Here is a 12,122-nt window from a genome sequence, read left to right on the forward strand (position 1 = left end):
GCGCGAAGAAGGGACACGAGCAGTGTCAGACTTCCCTACGCTGGCATTATCCAGATCAGGTGGTACGGGTATTTCTCAGCCTTCACAAAGAAGGGCACCCCGAGTCGTTTTACATAAAACTCAATAATATTAAAGGATAGCGAGAGAAACTTACATACTCGAGCCCCTGCTATCCATTTACTGAATGGCGGAATGTATCCACACCACATACTTTACCAGTCAGTGAGGGAAGTGAACAGCAGGGGTTGATTCTGGAAAGGATGATCATTGGCGCAGGCGACGTCATCCACTCAGGCATTTCGTATAGCGTCTCAATGCGGGGACACAACGATCATCCCTGCTTAAATTTCCAGGCAGACAGAAACGTTGCAATTGAACATTCAGCCAGTTTCTCAAGTTTATGGGGATCAACTGCTTTTTGCGCAATTATCGCACCAGGAAGCAGATATCCCATAATGGCCCCGAGGAAAGCCGTAGCCTGTAATTCAGGATCATCTAGCGTTACTATTCCTTCATTATTTTTCTGTTCCAGAATTTCCGTCAACGCCTGCAAAACGCGTCCAGAGTTTCTTTGCTCCAGCATGACATGTAAATCGGGCTTTTGAACCAGCACTTGAATCAATAATCGCTGGAAATGGATATTCTCCGGGGTGTAGAAATGATTCTGTACAACCCGGGCAAACCCTCGCAGGAGATCGGGAAAATCCAGTTGCTCCTGGAGCAACTGGCGTAAAGGCGGCTGCATTTTGTCATTCAGAAATTCAAACGTTGCCAGCAGGAGAGCATCCTTTCCCCCTGGGAAATGGCTGTAAAGTGTCGGCCGCGTTGTCCCTGCTTCACTGGCAATAGTATCAAGAGACACGTCAATGCCATGCTTGAGAAACAGCTCACATGCCGTTTGTAAAATGCGAGGACGGGACTTCATTGGCCGCCCGCGTTGATTAACCATTATTGCATTCCTTACGTTTGCCTTTTTTCAGTCTCGAGATTCCCTGCTGAATGAGAATAAAAAATATTGGGACAAAGAGCAGCGTCAGTAACGTGCCTGTGAGCATACCGCCGATTACCGAAGTTCCAATCTCTTTTTGGCTGGAGGCCCCTGCGCCAGTAGAGAGTACCAGAGGGATAACACCAACAACAAATGCCAGAGACGTCATGATGACAGGACGTAAGCGTAATCTTGCTCCTTCAAAAGCAGCCTGAATCAAAGGTTTACCCTTGCGGATTTGCGCCAGAGCAAATTCAATAATGAGAATTGCATTTTTTGCTGAGAGCCCCATCGTTGTGAGTATACCCACCTGGAAGTAGACATCATTTTCAAATCCGGCGATCAAGGCTGCGCTCACTGCGCCGAGAACCCCAAGTGGGATAATCAGCAGCACAGCAATGGGCACAGACCAGCTTTCATATAAAGCAGCCAGACATAAAAATACGAACGCAACGGAGGCAAGATATACCCATAGTGTCTGTGCCGATGAAGCCTGTTCCTGCCATGATATCCCGCTCCACTGCAGATCAAATCCTTCAATTGGCACTATCAGCCGGGCCATTTCAGCCATTGCTGCCCCAGAACTTATTCCCGGAGCTGCGTCTCCTTGAAATTGCACAGCAGGTAATCCATTGAATCGCTGAAGCATTTGTGGACCAGTAGTCCAGCGGAAGGAAGCAAAACTGGCGAATGAGGTCATATTATCGCTACTGTTACGTACAAACCAGGAGGATAAGTTTTCAGGTAGTGAACGCCATGGCGCATCACCTTGTATATAAACCCTTTTTACACGGCCACGGTCAATAAAGTCATTAACGTAAATCCCTCCCCATGCAGCAGAAAGCGTTTCGTTGATATCCGCCTGTTCAAGGCCGTGAGCTTGTGCTTTTTGTCTGTCAATATCTACCTGCAGCAACGCCTTCTCGGCCAGGCTGTTCATTCGCACAGCGCTCAGATTTTGGTTTTCTCTGGCAGCCGTAAGTAACATTGTTTGCGCCTGATTAAGACTGTGGTAACCGCGGTCTGAAATGTCCTGAAGCCATAATTCGAACCCGCTGGATTGTCCTAGCCCCCGAACTGTGGGTGGCGATACAATGCTGACAGAGGCATTCTGAGACGTTTGATTAAAATATTGATTAGCTCTTGCGATAATAGCCTGAGCGCTGTTAGTTTCCCCCTGACGTTCGTTCCAGTGCTTTAACTCAGCAACGGACATTCCCACATTTTGCCCGCTACCTGCGTTATTTCGTCCAGCGACAGTAAATATAGCGTTAAGATTGGCATTCTCCTGCGTCATGAAATAGCGTGTGATTTCATCTCCAACCCTCTGAGTCATTGACATTGGCGCCCCTGGAGGAAGAGTGAACTGGATTGATATTGCCCCCTGATCCTCCTCCGGAAGAAAACTGGTCGCGAGTTTTTGATATTGCCAAACCATGAACATCGACATCAGAAAAGCGAGAATAATGATTCTCACAGGGCGTGCTGATATTTGCGCGAGCACATTAATATAGCGATGCTGGCTTTTTTCGACATACCTGTTGAAATGAGTGAAGAATTTCCCTTTCTTCTCATTTCGGCTTTTAAGCAAATGAGCGCACAATGTAGGGGTTAAAGTCAGTGCAACCAGCACGGAAAGCACCATAGCAGAAACAATGGTGACCGTGAACTGGCGGTAAATAATGCCGACTGAGCCACCAAAAAACGCAACTGGAATAAAAACTGCGGATAAGACCAGCGCGATACCTATTAATGCACCGGTTATTTCCCGCATGGAGTTTAGCGTAGCCTGCAGCGGCTCGAGATGTTCTTCTTCCATTACTCGTTCGACATTCTCAACCACGACAATCGCGTCGTCGACAAGTAACCCAATGGCAAGCACCATGGCAAAAAGTGTTAAGGTATTGATGCTATACCCTAGCAGGCTGAGGATGCCGAATGTGCCCAATAATACGACAGGCACCGTCAATGAGGGAATTAATGTGGCTCTCCAGTTTTGTAAGAACAGATACATTACCACCACAACAAAAACGATCGCTTCAATCAGCGTCTGCACAACATTTGTGATGGACACCGTCACAAACGGAGTACTGTCACGAGGATAGGCAACTACAATGCCTTGCGGAAATCGATCTTTTAATCTGTTAACTTCAGCGCGAACCTTTTCAGCAGTTTCCAGAGCATTAGCTCCGGATGCGAGTTGAATAGATATTCCAGCCGCAGGATGACCATTAAGTGTGGTCAGATTCTGATAGTTTTCAGCCCCGAGTTCGACTCGAGCAACATCTCGCAAATATACAGCTGAGCCATCATTATTTGTCCGAAGAATGATACTTTCAAATTGCGTCGATGTTTCCAGGCGGGACTGGGCGGTCACCGTCGCATTCAGATACTGATCATTGAGAGAAGGAAGAGAGCCAATTTCTCCGCTGGTAACTTGCGAATTTTGTGCCTCGATAGCCGTTTGTACATCAGAGGGCATCAAACCATAATTATTGAGCTGATGTGGGTTGAGCCAAATCCGCATAGCATATTGCGCACCAAAAACTGTTGTTTCTCCCACCCCCTTAACTCTACTTAAGGGCTCCTGCAACGTGTTGATAAGGAAGTCGCTGATATCGACACTGGTTAAACGGTCGTTCTGGTCATATAAGGAGATAACCATCAGGCTATCTCCCTGTGATTTAGTCACAGAAAGTCCCTGTTGTTGCACTTCCTGCGGTAGCCGTGTCATAGCCTGGTTTACAGCATTTTGTACCTGGACCTGGGCTATATCGGGATTGATACCTTGTTCAAAACTAAGGCTAATACGGGACTGGCCAGCTGAACTGCTGGTTGAAGAAAAATAAAGCAGACCATCAATTCCTTTTATTTGCTGTTCAAGTAGCTGCGTTACGCTGTCCTCAACGTTTTGCGCAGAAGCGCCTGGGTAGTTTGCCGTAACGTTCACCCCCGGTGGCGCAATATCCGGATACTGCTCAACAGGCAGTGTTAAAAGAGCCAGGATACCAGCAGAAACGATGCAAATAGCAATGACCGCGGAGAACACAGGACGGAAAATAAAGAAGTGAGCCAGCATCGTGTTTTCCTCCGTTTAGTCAATGGGGTCGCGCAGTGAAAACACGTGCGGAGGCCTGGCTCGTTGAATAAAAGCCATATGCGATGTTTGCCACAAATTAAAAACAGGTTGAGGTATGGGTAATTTGACCGTTGCTGGGCATAGCAGAATATTGATTGCTTTCGCGACAATGTATCTGCTGATTTCGAGGCAAGACATTGTTCGTTGATGTTCACGCCATAAATAGTCATAGGTTTGGATAGTGAAACTATTTTGGAGTAGTAAAAAACGTAAATAGCTGAGTCGTAACTGCATATGCTGATAATTCAAATCGGTACACTGAAAGCAAGCCTGCTCCCGGTCCCGCATGACAAGACAGCGATCAACCGTCTTTGGCTCTACAGACCCCCTTCCAGGCAGAGATGCCTTAAGATGACATGACAAAGTCATTAACAATATGAAAATTAATAACTTTCCCCATTTACTAAAGTTCGTCATAGTAAAGCCTCGCCAATTTATTTACTTTACAGTAAAGTAAATAAATTGATTAAACAAGCATCAACTTTTTTACTCCATTCCAGTAGTGGGTTTTCTTGAAGACAATTGTTCCGGGCCACAGAAACCGGAGCAACTCATGTATGCTGTGGAACAGCGCTACGCTGAGTTGATATGCAAAAACGTGACACCTCATCGCTAAATTGCCACTCTAAATTGTCGCAATGCTGTACATTCATTTACACTTTTTACGAAATTTCTGGAGTGATAACAAAAAAGTCCTTGTCAGATGCCCTGTAAGCCAGGAATGATACATGACTGATTTTGATGACCCGAAGAGGTAGAGAAGATGGGTATGAAGAATAAAATGTTGCTGGGTGCACTCCTGCTTGCGAGCAGTGTCGTCTGGGCCGCGCCGGCTGCAACAGCTGCCCCCACCGGTATCGATAAATATGAGCTGAGCAGCTTTATTGCTGACTTCACCCATTTCAAACCCGGTGACAAAGTTCCACCACTGTATCTCACCAGCGAATACACTATTAAGCAGTGGAATCTGCGCAACCTGCCCGCACCGACAGCAGGCACCCACTGGACCTACATGGGCGGCGCGTATGTGCTGGTCAATGATGCCGATGCTAAGATCATTAAAGCCTACGACGGCGAGATTTTTTATCATCGGTGAAAAAACACGCACTCACTCTGATGAGGGAGTGCGTAAAATACCATAGCGTGATCAATCATAATCGATAACAATTTTTACACGGCTTAGTACCTGCCCGGCTTTAAATATCTTATCTCCATAAGGAGTGTATTTATATTTCAGCGGTATAATCGTATTTCTGGCCACGTTTTCTTTTAAATCTCCCCATGCTATCAGATCATAATGATTATTGCTTAAATTAACTACAGAACCATCTTTTATTAACTCAAAGCCAATATTTCCAGCGCTATCACTATTCGTATATTCATTAGGTAAAACATTACCGACAGCATTATCAGAAACGAATCTGTAATGAACTGATCTTGTGGCATAGGCTACAATTTGGTCGCAATCAATTTTCACTTCGGCATCAGCATCATATGAAAGATTATTCTTCACATCACTATAATTTACAGTATTAACTCTAACTGCAGTATCAGTAAAAGAACAGGTAGTAGGAGTATAATTAAATTTCACCTTGATTTTTTGGGCTAAATAATGACTAGAGTCAGTACGGTCCTCCGTAAAAACAATATAATCGCCAAGGAGCGTTGAATTATTTAATTTTATAGACGTAGTTCCTCCCGGATCTTGATTGATTAATTTATAATCTACCCTGTAGCTTCCTTTCGAATTAATTTCACCACCATTGAAATTAAAATACTCATACTGACTCAATATCCCCGCAATTCGAGAAAGTGGAAAGACAGGGGAATTTTGCACTATAATTCTCACTGCGACATATATATAACTACTTATATCTTCTGACTCTATCCGATAGTACATGATATGATTATAAAGAGGTATGGCAGTGAGTTCGTAATTATTACTATTTTTATTCGAAAATTGACAGTGGAATTTTCTTGAAGAAGTAAAATTAAAATTTTGAGCAATAGTTTGCTGAAATAAATTTAACTGCGCCTCATTTAAATTTATTTCTATATCTTCACTTACAGCCACCCCATCCGAAATTTTTGTCGCAGTTCCTAAAAAAGAAAAATCATCATCATAACACATAGAAAAACTTGAAAATGATACAACCATAAGAAATAACAAACATATAAATCTCATATCTCCTCCTCACCGACAAATATAAACTTTACTTTCATCAATCGTTTTACCAAAGGAGATTGAGCATGAAAGTCCCTGTTGTTTATCCACTGCGACTTTAATTTCCGGCGGCACACTGTCGGTACGAATAAAGAGCTGGCTGCCCTGACCGACCAGGCCAATATTATTCCCTTGGTTATCTTCCACCTCATAACCAAAAGTTAACGGTGAACCATCCGGGCGCTGGGCGCGAATAAACCAGGGCTGCCGTTGGTCGGTATCGAATTTCACCAGCACCACGGCGCCGCGATAAGGCGCGGCACTGTGTCGGTTACCCAATAGCTCGGTTTTACTGTCGGTATTAGAAACGTCCAGCGTCAGGCTATTTTCCCGGTACGGGGTCAACATATCATATAACACCACACCGCTGCGGTTAGTGGTGCGGTAACGTTGCCCGTTGACGTAGGCGCCTTGCAGTCCCGGCGCCTGCATTACTGCAAAAGTATCGGAAAGGCGGTTCGCAAGATTCACCCCGCCGGACCAGGCCACTATCCCGCCCGAAATATTACCACCCGCCTGCCGGTATTTATTAGACTGGCTATAGCTACCGCTTAGTTTAGCAATCGGTGCGTTCCAGGTTAAGTTGGTGCCTGCCGTCGTTTCGCTGTCCTGGCGCTGATGGCTCAGGTTAACGCCATAGTTAAACTGGTCGCGATCGCCCATCGTCCCGGAAAGTCCGGTATTGTTTGAGGAAAACCCATCGTTATTAAAGGTCGTTGAGTTAGATAAATATATCTGGCGGCGTCTTGAGGTAATATCATCCCCCCAGTCAAACGGAACAGAAATTAAAAGGTTAAAACGCTTATCCTCGCGATGATCCTCGTCATAGGTCTGGCTGGCCGAAAAGGTATAGCTAATACGTTGCCAGTTATTGGTATAACTCAACTGATAATCCTTACTCGTGCCACTACGCTCCCAGTAATCGCGCCACAATATACTTAGTGATAAGGAACCATAGCCCGCCGGTAAAGTTTGGCTCACATTGGCGGAAAAACTGTTTTTGCGACCAAAATCATACCGGTAATAATCCGCTATGTCATAAACATCATTTTCATCACGATGATAGCTGTCTTTATTATTGGCCCAAACGTGATCGTTAAAAGTCCGATAATCCCGTGATGAGTATCGATAGGCAGCAAGGCCAAAACGCGTGGCGGTTTGTGTCAAATATTTATTATAAGCAATTTGATAGCTTTGCCCATCAAATACATCACCATTATCCTGTTTACTGTGTGAACGCGTCGCATCCACGGAGATTGCGCCAATTCGGGTATTCCAGCCAGTTCCTAACGTGAACGAATTATAGTTATCAGCGAGCATCGTACCGCCATATAACGTTAATAGGTTACTCCACCCATATTGATAGCTCATCTGCGCAAAGTCGGTCTGATTACTTGCCCCTTCGATATGGCTACGTCCGGCGGCAAAATCATATTTTGAGACCCCAGGCTGCAACATGTTAGGTACCGCTGCATATGGCACCAGATAGGTGGTAACCGATCCATCAGCTTCTTTGATGCTAACATCAAGATCTGCACCTCCCCCTGCTAACTGCAAATCCGCGATAGAAAACGGGCCTGGCGGTACTTCTTTCTGATACACCACAAAACCGTTCTGCTCAACAGTGACCAGCGCATTGCTCTGCGCAATCCCCTGCACCACCGGGGTAAAGCTTTGTTTTGAGTTGGGTAACATCTGCATATCACGGTATAAACGCACCCCACGAAAGCGTACCGAGTCAAAAATATCAGATGAGGTGTACATATCCCCGGCGCGTAACGTGCCGAGAATTTGTGGAATACCGTATTCCAGATAAAGGGTGTTACTTTTCCATTCCCCGCTGCTGTCATCCGTTTTGTTGTAGCTGGCATCGGAATGCAACTGCCAGCCCAGCAGGTTTAATCCACTGGTAAATCGCGCATAGGTACTTTTGCTGTTACCAGAATTCTTATAGTCGCTATTGTACTGGCTGAGATAATAGGAGGTATAAAGGGCATTGATACCGCGATCCCAGCTTTCCGGCGGCACATAGCCATTTTCCAGCTCGTCAACGTAGGCCTGGGGTACGCTAAGATCTAACTGAAATTTTCCTATGTTCCAGCGATAACTCCCGCCCTGCACCGCTTGCTCAAGAGAAAGGCAGTTTTTGGTTTTATCAAGCTTATCGGTATTAATCCCTAAACGCGTGATGGTATCGCGAGTCAGGCAGGTTTCAGCAGCCGTATCTTTAACTGTAATCTCATATTTGCCGCGCCACTGTTTATTAACGTAGATATCCACGTCATATTGTCCAGGTAAAGGATGATTATCATCAACGCGTAAAGCAGAAACTTTTTCGCCCTTCATCCCGCCCATCATAAAGTGTGTATCAAAAGTTTCTTCTGCCGACAGGACAGAAAAAGACAACAAAGACAATAATATCGCAGAAGCAAGCGGGGTCATCCTTAACATAATCAGCTCCTGTCATCTCAGGCTGACGTTATCACTTATATAATTGCCATGATCATCAATAATTGTTAGTTTATACTGACTGGCATTACTATTTTTCACCGTAAAAGATTCGCTAGATAATGGCGCAACCATCACCGAGTCATTATTTATCTTGATACTGCCAGCTTTAACTTCCGTGACCGTTATCCAGTTAGCACTGCTATTTTTTATAGAGAAATTTCTTCCACTATGGTTTAACGATAATTTTTTAAAAATTTCTTTATTAACTGGCGCAACACCTGCAGGACGATAAAAGAGCTTAATCCGGTTCTGCATAGCAAATTTAAGTACATTTTTACCATCATATGCCGGATTATTGGGTGGGATATCCAACACATTGAGATAAAACAGACTCTCTTTATTATTTGGTAGCATATTAGGCATTTTCTTAATTTTAAGCTGCTGCCCTGAATTTCCCGCTACTTTAGCGACTGGAGGCGTCAGCAAAAAAGGTACCTGAATCTTCTCGGGTGGCAGCGTTGTATTACCATCATCAATCCAGGCCTGTATCAAAGAAGCGCTTTTTTCCTGGTTCATCAACTGTATAACTATTTCATTTTTTTCTGCAGGGTAAATTACTCTTGTGCCATAAATCACTATCCCTGCCTGAGCCGGTGTCATAAGTGATAATGTAATTACCGCGCCTAATATTTTCATTTTAATTCCCTTTTTATACCGGCAACCAGGGTTGCCGGTATAACACTAATCCTGAACAACAATCAGTTTTATATTTGCTTTTACTTCACCTGTACCAACGGGAGCACCCGCAGCACCTAAAGCCTTTGCATAACGAGCCGAAAGTCGAAGCCCGTATTGAGTATTACCCTCAGTTGATAAACCCAACCGTTCAAGATCTGAAAGCTTAAATTCATCCTGACCATCTTTTGTAATTAAAACATTCTTGTGAAATAATTTAAAACCGACCTCCGCAGGACCTGTGCCTTTATTTTCAATAACACTATTATAATCAAAAGCACTACCATCAACTTTTATTTTGACATTATCGCTACTATTACACTCAAGAATTAAATTCTTATCTGCTTCATTTTCACCATACCCCGTATCCTGACCCGCGGCCAGTGGAGTAAGTATTGTAGCGGGAATATCGTCTAATTTAATAGTAGCGGTATTTGCTGTATCAAGGAACTTACAAGCGGTACCTGACACCATACCGGTAATAGTTAACGTACCTTCTTCAACCCCAGCAGCAAACGCCCCGCCACTCATAAATAATCCTGTTACCACTGCCGCAGCAATAATTGAACGTTTCATAGTATCTTCCTTAATCAACATATTTAGATTTGTTACGTGGTGTTATTCCTGTAATTAGAATCTACACGCTTAAATCGTTACCGCAATGTAAACGGAATGTTTTTTTGATTTAAGACAAGTTACTCAATGCAATATAATTACAACAAATAGTCAGGAACCAATCTTATTTACACAATTAATAAGTTAACGTAATTTACCATTCATATTTATTTTCAAGATAAATAAAAAAGCCCACATCATTCATGAGAGTGATGTGGGCTATATGAAAGAGAGTATCCTAGTCGTAGCGGTTGAGGATAATTTGACGATTATCGCTGCCCGGAACAGCGACCAGTTCCGTTGTTACTCCCCTCACCACCGATGAAACAGTTTGTTCGGTACTCGAAACGTGGGTGGAGTTGCCGCAGCGCTGTTGAAGCTGAGCATTTACCACTTCGGTACTGCAGGTCGGCGCGACAACGTTGCCGCTAATAGTTAAGGTTGCGGTATCTGTTCCCAACGCGGGAAGACTTAATCCATAAGCCAGAACTATAATTCCCAGCGACAAAGTTTTTTTCATCTAAACGTCATTCCTGTATTAAGCCCGATTTAACATGCAGGGTAGTTATTTAGCGTAATAATAGGTGCGCTACCACGCGAAAACCAATTGAAATACTAAATCAATAGGATAGGCATGATCAATTTAAATGATGAATATCGGATTTAATTCAGAAAAAAACATGTTTTATTAAGACAGGGTAAACAATGCTCTATTTTTTCTTCATCTTATATATTCACCGCATCAATATATCATTGATGCGGTGAATAATTTTTAACGCCAGAAATTATACCGCGCGGAAGGCAATCTCTCCCGGAATAACTTCCCCCTGCCAGTACAGCTGCGCTGCCACGCGCCCTGCAAGGTCACGGTAAATGGCGGTAAATTCGCTGTCTGGACGGCTGATAACCGTCGGCGTACCGCGATCGAGGTCTTCACGTAGAGAAATATGCAGCGGCATTTGTCCCAGCAGTTGGGTGTGGTACTGCTCGGCCAGTTTCTGTGCGCCGCCGGTGCCAAAGATTGGCTCATGATGCCCGCAGTTGCTGCAAATATGCATACTCATATTCTCAACAATACCCAACACCGGCACTTCGACTTTTTCGAACATCACAATGCCTTTTTTCGCATCGATCAGCGCAATATCCTGCGGCGTGGTCACTACAACCGCCCCAGTTACCGGAATGTTCTGCGCCAGCGTCAGTTGGATGTCACCGGTGCCTGGCGGCATATCCAGTACCAGATAATCAAGATCTGGCCATAAGGTTTCCTGCAGCATCTGCAATAGCGCTTTACTGGCCATCGGCCCGCGCCACACCATAGCGTTATCGTCGGTGACCAGGTATCCAATGGAGTTGGTCGCCAGACCGTGAGACATAATCGGCGCCATATGGGTGCCGTCCGGCGATGTGGGACGCTGGTTTTCCGCGCCGAGCATCGTCGGGATGGACGGGCCATAAATATCGGCGTCCAGAATGCCCACCTTTGCCCCTTCCGCAGCCAGCGCCAGCGCCAGGTTCACCGCAGTGGAAGATTTACCCACCCCGCCTTTGCCGGAACTGACGGCAATGATGTTTTTCACACCATTAATACCCGGCTGATTTTTCACACGTTTCAGGGTGGCGATGTTATGTGACAACTTCCAGTCAATCGCTTTCGCGCCGGTAATACGCAACAGATCGGCACTGCATTGCTCTTTTAATGCTTCAAACGCGCTATGCCAGACGAAGGGCATGACCAGCTCGACGTGCAACGTGTCATCCATCCAGGCGACGTGGTGCAACGCTTTAAGCGTCGTCAGATTATGCTTCAGGGTTGAATGCTGAAAATTCGCCAGCGTCCCGGCGACCATAGCGCGCAGGGTTTCTGGTGATTTGGCCTGGGATTGTGCGTTCATCCCGACTCCTTTTTGTTGTTCTGAAAATACAATAGTCACCAGGTAGTTTACTCCAACCGCAACAATTATTCATTT

9 protein-coding genes and 1 riboswitch are annotated in these 12,122 nt (G+C 44.9%); of the genes, 1 reads left to right on the top strand and 8 read right to left on the bottom strand.

Annotated elements, in window-relative coordinates:
• Positions 1 to 15: 15 nt before the first annotated feature.
• A riboswitch (TPP riboswitch) is annotated at positions 16 to 112 on the bottom strand.
• A gap of 219 nt (positions 113 to 331) precedes the next feature.
• The gene (locus OOJ59_RS06060; protein WP_160956053.1) at positions 332 to 949 is read right to left on the bottom strand and encodes a TetR/AcrR family transcriptional regulator; all 618 of its coding nucleotides are present in this window, start codon (positions 947 to 949) and stop codon (positions 332 to 334) included.
• Entirely contained in the window at positions 942 to 4,067 is a 3,126-nt protein-coding gene (locus OOJ59_RS06065; protein WP_160956052.1) for an efflux RND transporter permease subunit, read from the bottom strand. The genes OOJ59_RS06060 and OOJ59_RS06065 overlap by 8 nt, the downstream gene beginning before the upstream one ends.
• Before the next feature lie 823 nt (positions 4,068 to 4,890).
• On the opposite strand from OOJ59_RS06065, the gene OOJ59_RS06070 reads away from it, so the two are divergent.
• On the top strand, positions 4,891 to 5,223 hold the full coding sequence (locus tag OOJ59_RS06070; RefSeq protein ID WP_121529274.1) for an RcnB family protein: 333 nt from the start codon (positions 4,891 to 4,893) through the stop codon (positions 5,221 to 5,223).
• A 51-nt stretch (positions 5,224 to 5,274) separates the two neighbouring features.
• Here the strand turns inward: OOJ59_RS06070 and OOJ59_RS06075 are convergent, their stop codons facing one another.
• The 6 genes from OOJ59_RS06075 to apbC all read right to left on the bottom strand — a co-directional run bounded on the left by OOJ59_RS06075 (position 5,275) and on the right by apbC (position 12,047).
• Positions 5,275 to 6,312 (bottom strand): hypothetical protein, encoded by a 1,038-nt coding sequence (locus OOJ59_RS06075; RefSeq protein ID WP_085047893.1) that lies wholly within the window; start codon positions 6,310 to 6,312, stop codon positions 5,275 to 5,277.
• A gap of 9 nt (positions 6,313 to 6,321) precedes the next feature.
• A complete protein-coding gene (locus tag OOJ59_RS06080; RefSeq protein ID WP_160956131.1) occupies positions 6,322 to 8,802 on the bottom strand; it encodes a fimbrial biogenesis outer membrane usher protein in 2,481 nt (826 codons plus the stop codon).
• Positions 8,803 to 8,814: 12 nt separating this feature from the next.
• On the bottom strand, positions 8,815 to 9,498 hold the full coding sequence (locus OOJ59_RS06085) for a fimbria/pilus periplasmic chaperone (protein WP_085047892.1): 684 nt from the start codon (positions 9,496 to 9,498) through the stop codon (positions 8,815 to 8,817).
• A gap of 45 nt (positions 9,499 to 9,543) precedes the next feature.
• The gene (locus OOJ59_RS06090; protein WP_170973235.1) at positions 9,544 to 10,113 is read right to left on the bottom strand and encodes a fimbrial protein; all 570 of its coding nucleotides are present in this window, start codon (positions 10,111 to 10,113) and stop codon (positions 9,544 to 9,546) included.
• Between the two features lie 277 nt (positions 10,114 to 10,390).
• Positions 10,391 to 10,672: a DUF2574 family protein gene (locus OOJ59_RS06095; RefSeq protein WP_160956135.1), complete on the bottom strand. Its 282-nt coding sequence runs from the start codon at positions 10,670 to 10,672 to the stop codon at positions 10,391 to 10,393.
• A gap of 265 nt (positions 10,673 to 10,937) precedes the next feature.
• A complete protein-coding gene (gene apbC, locus OOJ59_RS06100) occupies positions 10,938 to 12,047 on the bottom strand; it encodes an iron-sulfur cluster carrier protein ApbC (protein WP_038641931.1) in 1,110 nt (369 codons plus the stop codon).
• Positions 12,048 to 12,122 lie beyond the last annotated feature (75 nt).

This window comes from Citrobacter sp. W9, from assembly GCF_026719375.1.
Lineage (GTDB): Bacteria > Pseudomonadota > Gammaproteobacteria > Enterobacterales > Enterobacteriaceae > Citrobacter > Citrobacter werkmanii.

Excerpts from the sequence above, each read along its gene's own strand:
- apbC (WP_038641931.1), bottom strand. The coding sequence starts at position 12,047 with ATGAACGCACAATCCCAGGCCAAATCACCAGAAACCCTGCGCGCTATG.
- OOJ59_RS06065 (WP_160956052.1), bottom strand. The coding sequence starts at position 4,067 with ATGCTGGCTCACTTCTTTATTTTCCGTCCTGTGTTCTCCGCGGTCATT.
- OOJ59_RS06075 (WP_085047893.1), bottom strand. The coding sequence starts at position 6,312 with ATGAGATTTATATGTTTGTTATTTCTTATGGTTGTATCATTTTCAAGT.
- OOJ59_RS06080 (WP_160956131.1), bottom strand. The coding sequence starts at position 8,802 with ATGTTAAGGATGACCCCGCTTGCTTCTGCGATATTATTGTCTTTGTTG.
- OOJ59_RS06085 (WP_085047892.1), bottom strand. The coding sequence starts at position 9,498 with ATGAAAATATTAGGCGCGGTAATTACATTATCACTTATGACACCGGCT.
- OOJ59_RS06060 (WP_160956053.1), bottom strand. The coding sequence starts at position 949 with ATGGTTAATCAACGCGGGCGGCCAATGAAGTCCCGTCCTCGCATTTTA.
- OOJ59_RS06090 (WP_170973235.1), bottom strand. The coding sequence starts at position 10,113 with ATGAAACGTTCAATTATTGCTGCGGCAGTGGTAACAGGATTATTTATG.
- OOJ59_RS06070 (WP_121529274.1), top strand. The coding sequence starts at position 4,891 with ATGGGTATGAAGAATAAAATGTTGCTGGGTGCACTCCTGCTTGCGAGC.
- OOJ59_RS06095 (WP_160956135.1), bottom strand. The coding sequence starts at position 10,672 with ATGAAAAAAACTTTGTCGCTGGGAATTATAGTTCTGGCTTATGGATTA.